Source organism: Helicobacter labacensis, assembly GCF_003660285.1.
Classification (GTDB): Bacteria; Campylobacterota; Campylobacteria; order Campylobacterales; family Helicobacteraceae; genus Helicobacter; species Helicobacter labacensis.
In genome coordinates, this window is the sequence record NZ_QXQQ01000003.1 from 78,720 (window position 1) to 94,611 (window position 15,892).

General features: G+C 47.2%; 19 protein-coding genes and 5 tRNA genes. 7 read left to right on the plus strand and 17 right to left on the minus strand.

The genetic code is table 11. The features are described 5' to 3' along the window. Positions 1-72 precede the first annotated feature (72 nt). From rplL to EAO33_RS02005, 14 genes are all read right to left on the minus strand, one after another. Entirely contained in the window at positions 73-447 is a 375-nt protein-coding gene (rplL, locus tag EAO33_RS01940) for a 50S ribosomal protein L7/L12 (protein ID WP_120944464.1), read from the minus strand. A gap of 9 nt (positions 448-456) precedes the next feature. Continuing rightward, positions 457-939 (minus strand): 50S ribosomal protein L10, encoded by a 483-nt coding sequence (gene rplJ, locus EAO33_RS01945; protein ID WP_120944466.1) that lies wholly within the window; start codon positions 937-939, stop codon positions 457-459. 86 nt (positions 940-1,025) lie between these two features. Continuing rightward, positions 1,026-1,727, minus strand: coding sequence for a 50S ribosomal protein L1 (gene rplA / locus EAO33_RS01950; protein WP_120944468.1), 702 nt, complete (start codon positions 1,725-1,727; stop codon positions 1,026-1,028). A 2-nt stretch (positions 1,728-1,729) separates the two neighbouring features. Continuing rightward, positions 1,730-2,155: a 50S ribosomal protein L11 gene (rplK, locus tag EAO33_RS01955; protein ID WP_120944471.1), complete on the minus strand. Its 426-nt coding sequence runs from the start codon at positions 2,153-2,155 to the stop codon at positions 1,730-1,732. A gap of 9 nt (positions 2,156-2,164) precedes the next feature. Continuing rightward, positions 2,165-2,692 carry a transcription termination/antitermination protein NusG gene (nusG, locus tag EAO33_RS01960; protein WP_120944473.1) on the minus strand — a complete coding sequence of 176 codons (528 nt, stop codon included), beginning with the start codon at positions 2,690-2,692 and terminating at the stop codon, positions 2,165-2,167. Positions 2,693-2,701: 9 nt separating this feature from the next. Continuing rightward, positions 2,702-2,881, minus strand: coding sequence for a preprotein translocase subunit SecE (gene secE / locus EAO33_RS01965; protein ID WP_120944475.1), 180 nt, complete (start codon positions 2,879-2,881; stop codon positions 2,702-2,704). A gap of 24 nt (positions 2,882-2,905) precedes the next feature. Then, positions 2,906-2,981: transfer RNA gene (locus EAO33_RS01970), tRNA-Trp, on the minus strand. A 19-nt stretch (positions 2,982-3,000) separates the two neighbouring features. After that, positions 3,001-3,159, minus strand: coding sequence for a 50S ribosomal protein L33 (gene rpmG / locus EAO33_RS01975; protein WP_120944477.1), 159 nt, complete (start codon positions 3,157-3,159; stop codon positions 3,001-3,003). A gap of 8 nt (positions 3,160-3,167) precedes the next feature. Then, positions 3,168-4,367 carry an elongation factor Tu gene (tuf, locus tag EAO33_RS01980; protein WP_120944479.1) on the minus strand — a complete coding sequence of 400 codons (1,200 nt, stop codon included), beginning with the start codon at positions 4,365-4,367 and terminating at the stop codon, positions 3,168-3,170. A gap of 44 nt (positions 4,368-4,411) precedes the next feature. After that, positions 4,412-4,487 (minus strand) — tRNA-Thr (locus tag EAO33_RS01985). Between the two features lie 3 nt (positions 4,488-4,490). Next, positions 4,491-4,567 (minus strand) — tRNA-Gly (locus tag EAO33_RS01990). 2 nt (positions 4,568-4,569) lie between these two features. Then, positions 4,570-4,655 (minus strand) — tRNA-Tyr (locus EAO33_RS01995). 2 nt (positions 4,656-4,657) lie between these two features. Next, positions 4,658-4,730: transfer RNA gene (locus tag EAO33_RS02000), tRNA-Thr, on the minus strand. A gap of 42 nt (positions 4,731-4,772) precedes the next feature. Next, entirely contained in the window at positions 4,773-5,471 is a 699-nt protein-coding gene (locus EAO33_RS02005; RefSeq protein WP_120944481.1) for a 5'-methylthioadenosine/adenosylhomocysteine nucleosidase, read from the minus strand. 102 nt (positions 5,472-5,573) lie between these two features. On the opposite strand from EAO33_RS02005, the gene EAO33_RS02010 reads away from it, so the two are divergent. Next, the gene (locus tag EAO33_RS02010) at positions 5,574-6,602 is read left to right on the plus strand and encodes a bifunctional 3,4-dihydroxy-2-butanone 4-phosphate synthase/GTP cyclohydrolase II (RefSeq protein ID WP_120944483.1); all 1,029 of its coding nucleotides are present in this window, start codon (positions 5,574-5,576) and stop codon (positions 6,600-6,602) included. Here the strand turns inward: EAO33_RS02010 and EAO33_RS02015 are convergent. Beyond that, positions 6,599-6,814, minus strand: a complete 216-nt coding sequence (locus EAO33_RS02015) for an SEL1-like repeat protein (protein WP_235852992.1) — start codon at positions 6,812-6,814, stop codon at positions 6,599-6,601. The two genes, EAO33_RS02010 and EAO33_RS02015, sit on opposite strands and share 4 nt — an antisense overlap. A gap of 107 nt (positions 6,815-6,921) precedes the next feature. On the opposite strand from EAO33_RS02015, the gene EAO33_RS02020 reads away from it, so the two are divergent. From EAO33_RS02020 to EAO33_RS09360, 3 genes are all read left to right on the plus strand, one after another. Further along, entirely contained in the window at positions 6,922-7,146 is a 225-nt protein-coding gene (locus EAO33_RS02020; protein WP_162982175.1) for a hypothetical protein, read from the plus strand. Positions 7,147-7,282: 136 nt separating this feature from the next. After that, entirely contained in the window at positions 7,283-9,166 is a 1,884-nt protein-coding gene (locus EAO33_RS02025; RefSeq protein ID WP_120944489.1) for a methyl-accepting chemotaxis protein, read from the plus strand. A gap of 38 nt (positions 9,167-9,204) precedes the next feature. Continuing rightward, on the plus strand, positions 9,205-10,011 hold the full coding sequence (locus tag EAO33_RS09360) for a hypothetical protein (protein ID WP_235852993.1): 807 nt from the start codon (positions 9,205-9,207) through the stop codon (positions 10,009-10,011). A gap of 60 nt (positions 10,012-10,071) precedes the next feature. Here EAO33_RS09360 and EAO33_RS02035 read toward each other — a convergent pair whose 3' ends face one another. Continuing rightward, positions 10,072-11,211: a hypothetical protein gene (locus tag EAO33_RS02035; RefSeq protein ID WP_120944491.1), complete on the minus strand. Its 1,140-nt coding sequence runs from the start codon at positions 11,209-11,211 to the stop codon at positions 10,072-10,074. Between the two features lies 1 nt (position 11,212). After that, positions 11,213-13,117: a methyl-accepting chemotaxis protein gene (locus EAO33_RS02040; RefSeq protein ID WP_120944493.1), complete on the minus strand. Its 1,905-nt coding sequence runs from the start codon at positions 13,115-13,117 to the stop codon at positions 11,213-11,215. A 150-nt stretch (positions 13,118-13,267) separates the two neighbouring features. Here EAO33_RS02040 and EAO33_RS02045 point away from each other — a divergent pair, with 150 nt between their 5' ends. From EAO33_RS02045 to EAO33_RS02055, 3 genes are read left to right on the plus strand one after another with little or no spacing between them, the layout of a single operon-like run. Further along, a complete protein-coding gene (locus EAO33_RS02045) occupies positions 13,268-14,464 on the plus strand; it encodes a hypothetical protein (protein ID WP_235852994.1) in 1,197 nt (398 codons plus the stop codon). Continuing rightward, complete coding sequence (locus EAO33_RS02050; protein WP_120944495.1) at positions 14,464-15,135, plus strand: ATP-binding cassette domain-containing protein; 672 nt, start codon at positions 14,464-14,466, stop codon at positions 15,133-15,135. The genes EAO33_RS02045 and EAO33_RS02050 overlap by 1 nt, the downstream gene beginning before the upstream one ends. Continuing rightward, positions 15,132-15,878 carry a hypothetical protein gene (locus EAO33_RS02055; RefSeq protein WP_120944497.1) on the plus strand — a complete coding sequence of 249 codons (747 nt, stop codon included), beginning with the start codon at positions 15,132-15,134 and terminating at the stop codon, positions 15,876-15,878. The genes EAO33_RS02050 and EAO33_RS02055 overlap by 4 nt, the downstream gene beginning before the upstream one ends. Positions 15,879-15,892 lie beyond the last annotated feature (14 nt).

The following is a 15,892-nucleotide window of genomic DNA, read 5'->3' on the forward strand; positions in this document are numbered from 1 at the left end:
TACCTAAAATGCCTGCTTTAGCAAATACGCATGGAAATCCCCTTAAAATAGCTTTCCCCCTCCAAAGACGGTTTACTTAATTTCAGCCTTCGCCCCGACTTCTTCAAGTTTCTTTTTGAGGGTTTCGGCTTCCTCTTTATTCACGCCCTCTTTGAGCACATGGGGAGTTTTCTCTGTGGCTTCTTTAGCCTCTTTAAGCCCTAAGCCGGTGATCTCACGCACCACTTTAATGACTTTAATTTTTTCAGCCCCAGTTTCAGCCAGCACCACGCTAAACTCGGTTTTCTCTTCTACCACTTCAGCCACAGCCCCGCCCCCAGCTCCAGCCACCACAGTAGGAGCTGCACTCACGCCAAATTTTTCCTCAAAGGCTTTCACCAACTCAGAGAGTTCTAAAACGCTCAAGCCCCCGATATACTCTAATAGCTCCTCTTTGCTAATTGCCATGTTGATCCTTTATGCTTCTTCTTTTGATTTTCTCAGGTTGTCTAGGCCGGTAACAAAATACCTTGCTGGCGCGCTCCAAACAGAGAGCAACATCCCAATGAGCTCTTGTTTGCTAGGCAATTTAGAGATCGCCTCAATGTGCGCACCATCTACAGCCTGCTTTTCATATAGCCCAAGCTTCACACTAAAGTGCTCCTTGTGCTCCTTAGCAAAGCCCATCACTACTTTTGAAAGCGCGATTTGATCGCCACCCCAAACGAATAAATTCGTTTCCTTGAGCTCTAGGGCGGGTAGTTGCGCCTCTTTGAGTGCGAGGCTGGCTAGGGTGTTTTTAATCACCTGCACTTTAATACCCTGCGCGCGCGCGCTGTTGCGCAATTTTTCTAGATTTTTCACGCTCAAGCCCTTATAGTCGCACACCGCTAAGGCTTCCATATCGCTAAAGGCATTTTTCAGTATAGCGACTAACTCTTGTTTTTGTTCTCTATGCATGTTTCCTCCTTTCCGACTTCAACTTCCACAAGGACACTCTAAGAGTGATTTAAGCGACCGCCCTTGTTTCTTCAGTCTAAGATCAACTATTTTACATCCATCAATTCTTGGGCATTTAAGCGCACACCCGGGGACATGCTCAAAGACACCACGCTATTGCGGATATACTTCCCCTTAGCCGTGCTTGGTTTGAGTTTGTTGATCGCACGCACCAACTCTAGCATGTTCTCCTTGATTTGTGCCGCCTCAAAACTCACCTTACCCACAGGGGCATGTAAATTGCCCTTTTTATCCACGCGAAAATTCACCTGCCCGCTTTTGGCATTGCTCACAGCCTTTTTAATGTCCATCGTAACGGTGCCCGTTTTAGGATTAGGCATCAAGCCCTTAGGTCCTAAAATGCGCCCCACCTTCCCCACAACAGCCATCATATCCGGAGTGGCAATCACCATGTCAAAATTAGTATTCCCATTTTTGATTTCCTCGGCTAAATCCTCACCCCCGACTACATCAGCCCCTGCTTCTCTAGCTTCATCTAGTTTAATGTCTTTGGCAAAAACCGCCACGCGCACTTTTTTGCCCGTGCCATGGGGCAAGACCACCGCTCCGCGCACCATTTGATCGGCATGCCTTGGATCCACACCCAAGCGCAAAGCCACCTCTACAGTTTCATCAAATTTAGCTGAGGCTAGGGACTTCACCACGCCCACACCCTCTTCAAGGCTATAGACCTTGTCTTTTTCAAACTTGTTTGCTAATTTTTCCAAACGCTTTGCTAGCTTTGCCATCTCTATCCTTCTACTTCAATGCCCATGCTTTTTGCGCTACCCATCACAATGCGCTTTGCCGCCTCTAAATCCGTGGTGTTGAGATCTTCTAGCTTGTTTTTAGCGATCTCCTCCACTTGGGACAAAGTGAGCTTACCCACTTTATTTTTCAAAGGGTTGTCCGCCCCTTTAGCCACCCCGCTGGCTTTTTTGATGAGATCGGTCATGGGGGGTTTTTTGGTGATAAAAGTGAAACTCTTGTCTTGATACACCGTGATGATCACAGGGATATTAAAACTCCCCATGTCTTTAGTTTTCTCATTAAACGCCTTGCAAAATTCCATGATATTCACCCCCCTTTGCCCCAAAGCTGGTCCTACGGGCGGAGAGGGGTTGGCTTTTCCTGCTGGGATTTGCAATTTAATCTCACCGACAACTTTTTTTGCCATACATGCTCCTTAGATGATTTTTTCCACTTGAGAGTAGAGAATCTCAATGAGGGTATTGCGCCCAAAGATCGAGACATTGAGTTTCAATTTGCGGTGTTGCACATCGTATTCTTCCACTGTCGCGGTAAAATTGGCAAAAGGTCCCTCAATGATGCGCACCACCTCGCCCCTCTCATAATAAATTTTGGGCTTGGGCGCGGCGCGGTGAGTCATTTTCTCTAAAATATTGCCAATGTCTGCATCGCTTAGAGGCGTGGGCTTTTTGCTCTCTCCAATGAAACGGCTCACTCTGGGCAAAGATTGGATTTTATGCCATAACACCGTGTCTAAATCCACCTTGATAAACACATACCCGGGGTAAAGGGAGCGCTCAGTAACTTTATTTTTACTCTTTTTAGAGAGCTCGATCACATCCTCTGTGGGCACAATCACTTCTTGCACCCGATCCCCAATATTGTTTTCACGCACCATGTTTTCAATGGCTTTCTTAACTGCCTGCTCACTGCCTGAATAGGTTTGAATCGCATACCATTCCATCAAAACCCCCTATAGAATGCTAGCGACAAAGGACGACAAAACAAAATCTATCAAAGCCAAAAATAAGGTGATGATGCTCACCACAACCACCACAGACACAAGGGCATTGCGAATCTGCTCCTTGAGTGGGAAGATCACCTTTGATAGCTCCTCTTTTGTCAATCTATACTGGGATAACCACTTTTTCATTCCACCAACTTTCTCTTGCCACCATGGCAGGTCAGGAGGGACTCGAACCCCCAACAATCGGTTTTGGAGACCGGTGCTCTACCATTGGAGCTACTGACCTCTATCCCCCTCAAACGCCCCTAACTTTTGAGTTTGACCTCTTTATGTGTGGTGCGTTTATTTTCCCTAGGGCAAAACTTTTTGAGCTCCAGTTTCTCCGTATTTGTCTTGGCATTCTTGGTTGTGCTGTAATTGATTTCCGCACAATCTGCGCATTTCAAACCAACCTTGACTTTCATGCCCATCCCTACTCAAGGATTTTAGTAACCACACCCGCGCCCACGGTCTTACCCCCCTCACGGATGGCAAATTTTGTGCCCACTTCTAGCGCGATCGAGCTGATAAGCTCCACCACGATCTTAGTGTTATCCCCGGGCATGATCATCTCAGTGCCTTCAGGCAAGCTAATAGACCCCGTTACATCGGTAGTGCGCACATAGAATTGGGGGCGATAGCCATTAAAGAAAGGCGTGTGTCGCCCACCTTCCTCTTTGGAGAGAACATACACTTCGCCCTCAAATTTCTTATGGGGAGTGATGGATCCGGGTTTGCAAAGCACCATGCCTCTAAAGACTTCCTCTTTTTTAGTGCCTCTTAAAAGCACGCCCACATTATCCCCCGCTTCGCCTTTATCCAGCTCTTTTCTAAACATTTCCACGCCGGTAACCGTGGTTTTTTGGGTGTCTCTAATTCCCACAATTTCTACTTCATCCCCAATTTTGACTACACCGCGCTCAATCCTGCCGGTTACTACGGTGCCCCGCCCTGCAATAGAGAAGACATCCTCTACGGGCATCAAAAAGGCTTTTTCCGTGTCGCGCTCAGGGGTGGGCACATGGTTGTCTACATGGTTCATTAAATCCAAGACTTTTTGACCCCATTCGCCGATATTACCAGATTTGGCTTCTTCTAAGGCTTTGAGCGCGGAGCCGGCAATAATGGGAGTGTCATCCCCGGGGAAGTCATAAGCGCTCAAGAGTTCGCGCACTTCCATTTCTACGAGGTCTAAGAGTTCTTGATCGTCTACCATGTCCTGTTTGTTTAAAAACACCACAATATGGGGCACACCCACTTGGCGCGCGAGCAGAATGTGTTCGCGGGTTTGGGGCATAGGACCATCAGCTGCTGAGACAACCAAAATCGCGCCATCCATTTGTGCCGCACCGGTGATCATGTTTTTGACATAGTCGGCGTGTCCGGGGCAATCAACATGGGCATAGTGGCGGTTTTCTGTGGAGTATTCAATGTGAGAGGTGGCAATGGTGATGCCTCTTTCTTTTTCTTCGGGGGCGTTGTCAATATTGTCGTAGTCTTTGAGTTCGGCTAAACCTTTTAGGGATAGCACGGCAGAAATCGCTGCGCTCAAAGTAGTTTTACCATGGTCAACATGCCCGATGGTGCCCACATTGACATGGGGTTTGTTTCTTTCAAACTTTGCTTTTGCCATTTGCGCTCCTGTATATAAATTTTAAAGCCTATAGGGATAGCTACTGGAGCCCATAAGCGGAATTGAACCGCCGACCTCTTCCTTACCAAGGAAGTGCTCTGACCCCTGAGCTATATGGGCAACTGGAGCGGGAAACGGGACTCGAACCCGCGACCCTCAGCTTGGAAGGCTGATGCTCTAGCCAACTGAGCTATTCCCGCGCTGGTGGTGAGACGTGGATTCGAACCACGGAAGGCGAAAGCCAGCAGATTTACAGTCTGCCCTCGTTGGCCACTTGAGTATCTCACCGGAGCTGGCTAAGGGACTTGAACCCCCAACCTGCTGCTTACAAGGCAGCTGCTCTACCAATTGAGCTAAGCCAGCACTAACACAAATTTTGATTATAATACTTTTTTTACCTATTTGTCAAGTAGCCATCTTTTCTAGCATATTGAAAACAAAACGCGCGCTGGTCTTTGCGCTTTGTTCTAAAAAGCGATCAAAATCCTGCGGGGCTTCTCCATTAGCGTTATCGCTCACACTGCGCAACACACAAAAGGGCACACCAAAATTAGCGCACACAAAGCCCACGCTTGCTCCCTCCATCTCCACCACATCCGCCCCAAAATCGCGCACTAATTCTAGCTTACGCTCTTTGGAGCTGACAAATTGATCGCAGGTGGCGACCACCCCACTTTTGAGTTCTATACCTAAATCTTGGGCTACGCTTTGGGCTAGGGCGTTTAATTGGGGATCACTTTGCACAAATACCGCGCTCTCAGGGATAAAGCCCAAAGGATGCCCAAAGGCGCATAAATTCACATCGGCTTGGCAGAGCTTGGTGCCTAACAAAAGGTCGTTAATTTGTAGGTGTGGTGCAAGCCCGCCAGCCACCCCACTAAAGATCAAAGCCTGCACCCCATAGCGCAATAACATCGTGCTAGCGGTGGTGGCGGCATGCACCTTGCCAATCTTGCTATAGGCTAACACGATACGCATATCCTTAAAGGGGATCAAATAAAACACATTGCCCCCTATATTTTCCTGCGTATGCGCCCCAAAGAGGGCTAAAAAGGGGGCGATCTCCTCAGCCATCGCGCCCATCACACCGATGATTTTTTCCATACTAATCCTTTGCCAGGCGCGTATTCTAACATGGTTTTTTTAAACTCTGAGTGTTGTTTTCATTTTGTGCTACAATGGCGCGATCAATGCAAAAGGGATAGGATGCAAGGCGTGTTAACAAGAGTGCAAGAGGCGATTGATGCCATCAAACAGGGGCATTTGATTATTCTAATGGACGATGAAGATCGCGAAAATGAGGGAGATTTAGTGATGGCGGGCGAATTTAGCAACCCCGATAAAATCAATTTCATGGCTAAACACGCGCGCGGATTGATCTGTGTATCGCTCACTAAGGAGCTTGCCCATCGCTTTGATTTGCAACCTATGGTGTCTCACAATGACTCTAAACATGAAACAGCCTTTACGGTCTCCATAGACGCGCGCCAAGCTAAAACCGGCATTTCTGCCTATGAGCGTTCTTTGACGATTGAACTGTTATGTCGTGAGAATACCAGCGCGCAAGACTTCGTGCGCCCGGGGCATATTTTCCCTTTAGTGGCTAAAGATGAAGGGGTGTTGGTGCGCACAGGGCATACGGAGGCGAGCGTGGATTTATGTAAATTAGCCGGATTAAAACCAGTGAGCGTAATTTGTGAGATCATGAAAGAAGATGGGTCTATGGCGCAACGCGGGGATAAGTTTTTGCTAGATTTTGCCCAAGAGCATCAACTTAAAATTTTGTATGTGTCCGATTTAGTCAGCTATCGTCTCCAAACTGAAAATCTCGTGCACCTTGTCTACAAAGCACCGGCGTGCTTTATGGATTACCATTGCACTTACATTAAGCTTGTGGATCATCTCCAACGCGAACACCATGTTTACCAATTTGGCAACCCGGTTGTGCCTTTAGTGCGCTTCCATGTGGTGCAAAATGACTACGCCCTTTTGAGTCAGCCTGAGCAATATAACTTCTTTTTAAAAGCCCTAAAAACACTGCACGCTCAAGGGGGTTACCTCGTCTTCATTGATCCACAAGCCAAGACGGACACGATGAAAAGCTTTGGTGTGGGAGCGTTGATTTTAAAGAGTTTGGGTATTAGAGATTTTAAGCTCATCACTACGCAGGATAATCCCGAATATACGGCTTTGAGGGGCTTTGGTTTGAATCTGCTAGAGACTTTGCAACCTTAGCATTTGCAAGCCTTATAGTTCTTGTGCTTTAGCTCCTTTAGGGCTTGACAAGAACTACTTACACCCATAGCACAAGCCTTTTTGTAGTATTGGCGCGCTTTTTCTTTGTCGGGCTTGACACCTTTGCCATGTGCATACATGATCGCCAAATTATTGTAAGCTGCAGGCTCCCCCATGTCTGCTGCCTTTAAATACGCTTCTGTGCTCCCCATATCCATTGCTTTTTGAAAATATTTTAAAGCCTTGTCATAGCCGTTTTGATCGTAAGCTTGGAGGTATAGATATTGAGATCAAAGCCTTAGACCCGCAAAGTTGCATCATGGATTATTTGAGCAGCGATAGCAATGCGCTAAATGCTAGGCGTTTTCATAAAATCGTCTTATTAGATGAAGCGCGCGCTAAAGCCCTTTTGCCCAGTAGTGAGGTGTTATACCTAGCCGCTCCCCAAAAAGAGAGATTAGCGCGCGTGATAGAAAGCTGGGTTAAAGAGTTTGAGGGGGGGGAGTGGTTAGAGAAGAACTTCTTAAGCTCCAAGACACCTTAGTTACGCCCTTTGTGTCCCAAAGATTGGACGCGATTGAGAATCATTGGCTAAAAATGCCTAGAATTATGCTAGTATTGGCGGTCGGTATTATCTCTTCAGGTCTATCGTAACACTGCTACCAAGAAAAGGTTACACCATGAGCTTTAAAACCAAGATTTCTCTCACCTTTGCGGCGTTATTATTGGTGAGTTTTGCTACCATTGCGGGCATTCTGAGTTATAGACTCTACTCCAGAATGACCTTCTCAGCGCAACAAGATTTACAAGAAGCCGTAGAGATGCTCTCTTACTCTTTGAAAGGCTGGGACGATGCGATCAAAACCGCCCTTCTCAAAACCGCCACACAACTAGAAAAAATGGATTTACACGACACCAAAACCATCCATAGCGTGTTGAATTATGTGCAATATGGCATGGATTCTACAGACATCCATATCGGGTTTGAAGATGGGAGTATCATCAAACTAGTGGGCAAAATCCCCACGGGTTACGATCCACGCGTGCGGGATTGGTATAAGGAGGCTAAGGCTAGTAGAAAGTTAGTGGTGAGCCACCCCTATGTGGATCTCTTCACCAACCGCCTTGTGGTCTCTTATAGCATTGCGCTCTACCAAAATGGGGTGTTTAAGGGGGTGCTTGGCTCAGACATCCCTTTGACCTATGTAGAAGATGCAGCTAGAGAACATTCTATGGATCAAAAACGCATTTATTTTTTAGACCAGCAAAGTTTTATTCTAGGCTCTGGACCTCTAGAACAGGGCAAGCGTTTCTTGGATGTGTTTCCCGAGAAAAAAGGCATTTTCCAACAAATGCTAGCCAATAAGAGTGGCGTGATTGAAAGCGCGGTAGATGGGGTGCAGAAGTATTATGTTTATACCACCGTGCCCGGCTTTACTTGGAAAATCTTAGCCGTGTGTGATAAGGACTTCGCGCTCAAGGATTTGTATATCATCCAACACACGATTTTGCTTGTTTCTATTGTGGCTTTGGTGCTTTGTTTGGCATTGTTCTTTGTGATCGTGCATATTCTCTTCAAACCCCTCATCACCTTGACAAAACTCATCCAAGCGCTTTTGTCTAAAGAGGGCGATTTGACCGAAAGGGTTGTGGTCAAAGGTAAGGATGAAATCGCCACCATCTCTAAGAGTATCAACGCCTTTTTAGAAAAAACCCACAGCGTCATCTCCACGATCAAAAACAATAGCGCGCAAAACACCCAGATCGCGCGCACTTTGCAAGATAGCTCCACGGCGGTTTCTAACAACGCCAAAGAGGAGCAAGAACGCATCCAAGTGGTGGTGCGCGATGGAGAAAGCGTGGTAAGCCATATTTTAAGCGGGGCTGACAACGCAGCCAACAATAGCGACAATCTAGTGAATACCAGCCACACCTTAGGGGAAGTGCGTAGCCAAATTGAAGACTTTAGCAAGAATTTGAGCAATAACGCCCACTTGGGCGTGGAATACTCCAATAGATTAGAGCGCGCCTCCCATGACACCCAAGAGATCAAAAAAGTGCTCACCATCATCGCCGACATCGCCGATCAAACTAATTTATTGGCTTTAAACGCTGCCATTGAAGCCGCACGGGCGGGCGAACACGGACGGGGTTTTGCGGTGGTCGCCGATGAGGTGCGCAAATTAGCCGAGAAGACTCAATCTAGCCTCAATGAGATCGACTCCACCATCACAGGCGTGGTACAAAGCGTAGATAACATCAGTAAAGATTTGCATAGCAACGCCCAAGAGATCGTCAAGGTTTCCCAAGCTGCCCACAATTTGCAAGAAGTGGTGGATGGCAATGTGCAGGGGATTCAAGGCATCATCAACACCACCATCCAAGACGCGCAAGCCTTTAAACAGGTCGCCCAACTCACTAAAGACATCATGAGCGAAATCCAAAAGATCGGGGCGTTGAGCACTTCTAATCAAGAGAGCGTGCAAGCAGTCGCACAGGCAAGCATCTCTTTGAGTAAGACCGCCGATGTCTTTGACTATGAGCTCAATAAGTTTAAAGTCTAGCGGGTTTTGTTATAATGCGCGTTTGTGAAGGAGCTAGCTTGAAACAGAAGTATTTGTGGGGGGCGTTGTCTTTATGTGTGTTGTTGGGCGCGTGCAGTGTATATCAAGGCGCCGATGTCCCCACCGAGGTCAAAGAAAAAGCGGAGATTAAAAGGCTCAAGGCAGAGCAAAAACGCCATAAACACGATAAAAAAGCCCAAACAAGCCAAGAGGAGCAAAAACCCCAAGAGCCTCAAAAGCCCAAGATCGATCCCATCAAGCAAGAGTTAGCACCCTTACAAGCCACGCTCGCGCAACTTAGCACTCTTGTAGAAGCCAACGCTAAGAAAATGCAGGATTTAGACAAACAGCTATCCCAACGCACCCCTCCGCCCAAACCTGATGAGAGTCCTGATGTGCTCTGGGAATCTGTCAACCCCATCCCCTCTGAAACTCCCAAGATCAAATCCAAGCACTTTTTGATGGGCTATGGGTTGAATAACACCACCACCAGTGGGGAAGAGGCTAGAGAGAGCGCGTATTTTAACGCAAGGCGCATGGTCGCTTTCTTCATCTACCAAAAGTTCAGTTGGGCTTTGGACAGGAAACACCTCAAATCGGATAATTTGAAGAGTGTTTTACTTCTTTGCATTGACAAGGCGATCGACACCCCAGAGATTTTCAAAGAGAAGACCTTTTTTACCCTCTCCTCCTATGATAGAGTGGTCGCTCTTTTTGTGGTGGACACTAAGGTGCTAGATCGCATTAAAGAGCTCGTGCAATTACAATACACCTTCAGCTCCGCACAAAGACGCGTCATCGACAAATTGATCCACAGCATGCAAAGTGAGGATAGCTTGCACTGAGTTATCTGGGGGGGTCTGTGCTAGGTGATTTTTTTGACTTTGTCTCAAACCCCCCGCTTGTTAGTCTATGCAATATCCCCTATCAAAGCACTGCGCTTGCAATTTTTGCGTAAAGCCCGGCTCTAAGCTATCTAAAGAGAGGAGATGACGCTTTTTAGGATCGTCCCTGCTTTGGCGGTAAAAAATTAAAGTGCGCACCACCTGCCTATCTCCATTACTCCCCACTCTAAAGAATTGTTGGCTGAATTGGTGCAGGTAGAAAGTGCCTTCCACCAGCTTAAAAGTTACATAGAGCTTGGTGTAGATATTGTCTGCAGAAGTGTCGTATCGCCCCATCTCAAAGGTCAGGTAGGGGAATTTGTAGGCTAGGTCCACCTGCCCTTGTTGGATACAAAGGGTGCGGCTGAGTAATTTGCCATTGTGGCGAGTCAGCACACAGACAGAGCTAGGATTCTTGGGGTCATCTAAGTAGGTGGTGCGTTTGCTAAAGCTGTAGTGATCGTTATCCGCGCTAAAAGAGAGCAAATCCTCTCTTTTAGTTTTATACTTGGGGGCACAGGGGCTAAAATCGCTAGAGTTAGGCGTATTGGAGCATGGACTAGAGGCGCTAGTGGGGTTGCTTGGCTGGTTTTGCAATTTCTTTAAGAGTTGGTCGTTGACATCGCCCATCGCGTAAGTCGTGTTCTCTTGTTCATAGAAAGTCTTGGGGGCTGCGCTAGGAAAAAGGGTGCTATCTAAAGCCTGTTTAGCGTAACGGGTGAGATAAAAAGTGCCCCTAATGTCCTTAAAAGCCAAAAGGGTTTGGGCGTGGGTGTTAGCCGTGGGGGTGTGTTGCGGGGTTTGGATCAATTTGATGAGTAGAGAATCCTGCGTGTTTTCCATGCTCAATTTTTCATAACCTTGCAAACAAAAACCCTTGTAGAGTGTCTCTTTAAAGAGAATCCCCGTGCACACCACAGAGGGGCGGGTGTGATCTTTGGTGGCATTGATGACATAGAGTAGCATGTAATTTTGCTTGCCCACCACAAAGCTGTTCCCCGTAGCTTTAGAATAAAGAGTGTAGCTCCCCTCTTGGGAGTGCTTAAGCCCACGCACAAAATCCTCAGACCACGACTTGACTTGATCGAGGGCTTGGAAATAGTCTAGGGCATGTGCGGGGAGGGTAGAGCAAAGTAAAGTGATGAGAATTTTTTTCCACATATTAAACCTTGAATTGATCGATTTCTGTGCCCAGCGCGCTGTAGAGACCGTCTAGGGAAGTTTGGTTAGTGCGCATGTTTTCAATGTCCTTTTGCTCTGCGTGCGCAAGGGTGCTAAGTTCTTTGACTTCTTGGCTGATGTCATGGCTATCCTGCACGACCTCTTGTAAACTCTGCGTGTCTTGGCGCGCGCGCGCGATCACCTCTTCAATCCCTCGCACACTTTGTTGCATCACATGTTGCACACTGGTGGCTAGATCTGAAGTTTGGCTGAGTTCCTTAGCGTTTTGCCCCAAATGGTGGTTAATGTCTTGCACTCCTTGCACCATTTCATTGATGGTTGTATCGATGCTCACCAAACTGCTTTGGGTTTTTTCGGCTAATTTTCTAACCTCATCAGCGACCACCGCAAAGCCGCGCCCATGTTCGCCCGCGCGTGCGGCTTCAATGGCGGCGTTGAGCGCGAGTAAATTCGTCTGCGCGGCAATGTCGTCAATGATGGTTAAGACTTCCTTAATGCTCTCTGTGCCCTTGGCGGTTTGTTCTAGCCTGTGGGCAAATTCCACACTCTGGCTGGCGTTGTGTTCTAGGCGCGTGTTGAGTTCTCTCATTTGATCGTGCGCGCTGCCCAAATACGCGCCGGTTTGGTTGAGTTTTTGGTTATTGTCCTCCACATTGCTCACATGTTCTAAGATCGTGTCTATATTGTGCTGGCTACGCTCAACCGCCTTTTCTACCACTACAATCGCACGGTTGGCACTGGTGTGGACATTGGTTGTGCTCTCCATAAGAGCGCTCGAAACCCCCGTGCGCTGATCGCTAATCTCTTTGAAGTGGCGCACCACGCTTTGCATTTGCTCTATGAAAGCGTTGATATTGCGCGTGATCGCCACGATCTCATTGCGTTTAGTCTGTTCTTTGCAGGGCAGGCGTTTGGTTAAGTCGCGATTCCCCGTTGTGAGATCCACACTCAAGCGTTTCAAGCGATCTAAGGGGCGCATGAGGTAGTAAATCCAAGAGATCATCACACTCAAGGTGATGAAAAGCGCCATCAGCGAGATCACAAGCATCAAGGCGCGCAAGCGCACAATGCTTTTAAACGCCACTTGGGTGGGGATACGCGCGACCACTTTCCAATTATAACCCGGCACCGTGGTGTAGACTAATAAAAATTTGTGGTGCTCTTTATCGCTACGGATCATCCCTTCTTGGGTGTTTAAAATTTTGGGCGCGATCTCTTTTAAAAACGAACTCTCATCGGCTAGATCGATCCCGGCTTTGAGTTTATTAGAGCCTAGCACCAGCCCGCTACTATCGATCAAGTCCAACCCTCCGCCATTGCCAAATTTGATGCGCTCCACATGCATTTCAAAGAAGTCTAAATCGATGTCGGTGCTAATCACACCCAAAAACTTCCCCTTGATTATTAGGGGCGTGGAGTAGCTAATAATGAGCTTGCTGGTGTAAGCGTCTTTGTAAATTTCAGAAACGACGGTCTTTTGTTGCGCGCGCACATTCTTATACCAATCGCGCACTCTAGGATCATAACCCTTTGGGGTAGCCATTAAGCTAGAATACATCGCGCCATCTTCTGTCCCCACATAGGTGTTCAGCGCGTCTAAAGTGGTTGCGACATACTTGAGAGTTCGATCCAAAGCTTTGGTGTCTAATTTAGGGCTTTCCCAATGCGCGCGAATCTCTTGCGCGCCCGCATCAAAGAGTCTACGGGTGTTTTGATTCCATGCGACAATCCAATTAGCATTAGCTTTGACAATTTCAAGCAAGTGTTCCTGAGTGTTCTCCACCACGATTTTGTTAGTAAAGCGTTCTACAAACATGCCAAAGGTCATGAAACTCAACACCAACACCACAACTAACATCAGTGCAATTTTCTCTTTAAAGCTCATCCATTGCGCCTTGTGTTAGAATCGAGGACTTAGGGCGCATTCTAACTTTAAAACCCTTAAACTCTTTCATCTTTTGGGTATAATAGGGACATCTCGATAGATTTGGGATTTGTCTTGTTGAACTTGAAGCGTTTTTTTCAAGCCGCTGTAATGGGATGTCTACCCTTGCTAGGAGCCGAGATTGTGATGGACCCTTTTGGGTATTTGGGGATGATCTATAACCAAGGCTTTGAGCACCGCCCGCATAGTTATGTGGGCTTTGATGCGCGCGTGGGGACGAATTTTTCTTTTAACAATGGCTGGGCTTTTGGGATTGGGGCGATTGGGGCGTGGAATGTCTATAGCCGTAACAAGCGTTTCCAACCCATTGTGAGCGTGGGGAATGTCTTGGGGAGTGTGGAGAGCAATATGCGCCCTTATTTGAGTATGGGGGATATTTCGGACGCGTATGTCAAATTTGACACCCAACGGCTCAAATTTGCCATGGGGCGTTTCAACACGAATTTTGTAGACTTTGATTGGATTCAGGGCAATATTCAGGGTGGGAGCTTGTTTATCCACCGCAACGATTTCAAATACTGGGGCATTTTCATGGATTCCATGCTCTATAATGGCTACCAAGGCAATGACTTACAAGGTCCAAGGATCGCCACAAGCATCAACGCGCTAGCCTCCTACGATCCGGTGTCTAAGAAAAAGTATGTAGGGGGCGAAGTCGTGGCTTTTGGCATGGATTATAACAACGACAAGGGCGTGCAAATTTCCCCCTTCTTGCTAGCAGACACCAAACTCCCTGGACCAGCCTTGGGTTCTTTGTTCCAATTAGGTTTCAAGGTGCAATACCAGCGCGATTTACCTAAAAATTTCAAGTCTTACACCATTGTGCATGGCATCTACCAATACGGTGCCACCGGAGGGATCAAGCAGGAAGCCCAAGGGGGGTTGTTTTGGATAGATCAAACCTTTGTGTATAAAATCTTTAATTTCGGTTTGGGCTTTTATGGTGTGCCTGCCTCCGGGCAGAGGGGCTTTTTTTGGTCTTTTGATGATAAGAGTAAATTCTATGGAAGGGGGATCAACTCCGTGGGCGTGCCCGCGATCTATTTTGCTAATGACACTTATACGGGCTATCTCTTTGGGGGCATGAAAACCAGCAAAGTTAGGGTGGATTTGATGTTAGCCTATGGGATTTACCAAGAGTATTCGCTCATGACAAATTACAAGGTGTGGCAGTATAAAAAGATGATCCTAGATGCGGGCATTGGTTATGTCTATTCTTACTCCTCTAAAGTGGTGAGCAATATTGGCAACTCCTCGCTGGTGCTCTTTACGAAGTTTTCTTACTAATGATCACGCTCAATAATCTCAGCAAATCCTATGGTAAACACCTAGCCCTCAACCAGGTGAGTGTAGAACTCCCTGCGGGCAAGGTGATCGGGCTTTTAGGACCCAATGGGGCGGGTAAGAGCACTTTGCTCAAAATCCTAGCGGGGGTGTGTGTGCGCTATGAGGGGCAGGTGTTGATCGCCAAGCAAAGCGTGGGGATGGAGAGTAAGCGCCATGTGGCTTACCTCCCTGAATACAGCTACATCCCCCCCCATGCCAGCGCGCAAGAGATGTTAGTTTTTTTTAGCGACTTCTTTGAAGACTTTGATTCCCAATGCGCTTTAGCCCTTTTGAATCGCTTTGAAATCCCCCTTAAAAAGCCCTTCAAAGTGCTTTCTAAAGGCACACAGGAGAAATTCCAACTCTTATTTATCTTGGCGCGCAAAGCCCAACTATTCCTCTTTGATGAGCCCTTGAGTGGGGTAGACCCCATCGCGCGCACGCAGATTTTAACCCTTATCTTGGAGCAATGCGCGCAGGCTAGTGTTTTACTCTCCACGCATTTAGTGCACGATGTCCAAGCGCATTTAGACATCGCCTTGTTTTTAAAGCAGGGGTGTTTGGTGGCTTGCCACTCCATCAAGGATCGAGAGATTGATCTAGAATCCCTTTATAAAGAGTGCATGCAATGAAGCGCGTTTTCAAGCACGATTTTTTAGAGAGTTACCCTAGCATTGTGGGTACACAAGCGTTTCTGTGCGCTTGCATGGTGTTGGTGAGCGCGGATTGGCTGGCTTTAGAACTCTTGGGCGGGGTGCTGGTGTTTTTGGGGAGCTGTATTTTAGTCCTGTGTTTGGCTTTGGCGTTTTTGCGATCCATCGTTGAAAAACTCTTTGGCAAAGAGGCGTATCTGACTTGGAGTTTGCCCTTGAGCGTGGATCAAATCTTACTCCCCAAATTAGCTATCAATCTCTTTTGGATTGTCTTAGGCTTACTTTTTTTGCTCTTAGCCCTTGCCCTCTCCTTTGCGCTCAACAATGGTCCAAATTTCTTGAGCGCCTTTTTGAGCGCGATTAGCCAAAACTGCGTGCGCTTTGGTAAACATGCCTTGATTTTATTGCTGTTCTTTGCCCTACTGTATTTGAAGATTTTATTAGTGCTATCTTGTTTGCACGCCTTTAAACTCAAGTTCTTACCCAAGCTCACGGGCTTAGTCCTCTTTGTGCTTTTGAGCGTGATCCTAGACATCCCCACGCGCTGGCTTTACCAATTCTACCAACAAAGTCTAGATTATGGGTATTTGGAGTTTTACCTAAGCCTCCCCTTTTTGGAAACACGCGCGATGGTGTGGTTTTGGCTTTTAGAGAGTAGCAAGGTGATCGCGCTTTACTTGGGGAGTCGTTGGTTGCTGGTTAAGCGCTTGAGTTTAGAATAGTTGAAAGGATGACA

What these genes read in the sequence shown, in the direction of transcription:
- rplL (WP_120944464.1), bottom strand. Translation starts at nt 447, where the DNA reads ATGGCAATTAGCAAAGAGGAGCTATTAGAGTATATCGGGGGCTTGAGC.
- rplJ (WP_120944466.1), bottom strand. Translation starts at nt 939, where the DNA reads ATGCATAGAGAACAAAAACAAGAGTTAGTCGCTATACTGAAAAATGCC.
- rplA (WP_120944468.1), bottom strand. Translation starts at nt 1,727, where the DNA reads ATGGCAAAGCTAGCAAAGCGTTTGGAAAAATTAGCAAACAAGTTTGAA.
- rplK (WP_120944471.1), bottom strand. Translation starts at nt 2,155, where the DNA reads ATGGCAAAAAAAGTTGTCGGTGAGATTAAATTGCAAATCCCAGCAGGA.
- nusG (WP_120944473.1), bottom strand. Translation starts at nt 2,692, where the DNA reads ATGGAATGGTATGCGATTCAAACCTATTCAGGCAGTGAGCAGGCAGTT.
- secE (WP_120944475.1), bottom strand. Translation starts at nt 2,881, where the DNA reads ATGAAAAAGTGGTTATCCCAGTATAGATTGACAAAAGAGGAGCTATCA.
- rpmG (WP_120944477.1), bottom strand. Translation starts at nt 3,159, where the DNA reads ATGAAAGTCAAGGTTGGTTTGAAATGCGCAGATTGTGCGGAAATCAAT.
- tuf (WP_120944479.1), bottom strand. Translation starts at nt 4,367, where the DNA reads ATGGCAAAAGCAAAGTTTGAAAGAAACAAACCCCATGTCAATGTGGGC.
- EAO33_RS02005 (WP_120944481.1), bottom strand. Translation starts at nt 5,471, where the DNA reads ATGGAAAAAATCATCGGTGTGATGGGCGCGATGGCTGAGGAGATCGCC.
- EAO33_RS02010 (WP_120944483.1), top strand. Translation starts at nt 5,574, where the DNA reads ATGCAAGGCGTGTTAACAAGAGTGCAAGAGGCGATTGATGCCATCAAA.
- EAO33_RS02015 (WP_235852992.1), bottom strand. Translation starts at nt 6,814, where the DNA reads ATGGGGAGCACAGAAGCGTATTTAAAGGCAGCAGACATGGGGGAGCCT.
- EAO33_RS02020 (WP_162982175.1), top strand. Translation starts at nt 6,922, where the DNA reads ATGGATTATTTGAGCAGCGATAGCAATGCGCTAAATGCTAGGCGTTTT.
- EAO33_RS02025 (WP_120944489.1), top strand. Translation starts at nt 7,283, where the DNA reads ATGAGCTTTAAAACCAAGATTTCTCTCACCTTTGCGGCGTTATTATTG.
- EAO33_RS02035 (WP_120944491.1), bottom strand. Translation starts at nt 11,211, where the DNA reads ATGTGGAAAAAAATTCTCATCACTTTACTTTGCTCTACCCTCCCCGCA.
- EAO33_RS02040 (WP_120944493.1), bottom strand. Translation starts at nt 13,117, where the DNA reads ATGAGCTTTAAAGAGAAAATTGCACTGATGTTAGTTGTGGTGTTGGTG.
- EAO33_RS02045 (WP_235852994.1), top strand. Translation starts at nt 13,268, where the DNA reads ATGGGATGTCTACCCTTGCTAGGAGCCGAGATTGTGATGGACCCTTTT.
- EAO33_RS02050 (WP_120944495.1), top strand. Translation starts at nt 14,464, where the DNA reads ATGATCACGCTCAATAATCTCAGCAAATCCTATGGTAAACACCTAGCC.
- EAO33_RS02055 (WP_120944497.1), top strand. Translation starts at nt 15,132, where the DNA reads ATGAAGCGCGTTTTCAAGCACGATTTTTTAGAGAGTTACCCTAGCATT.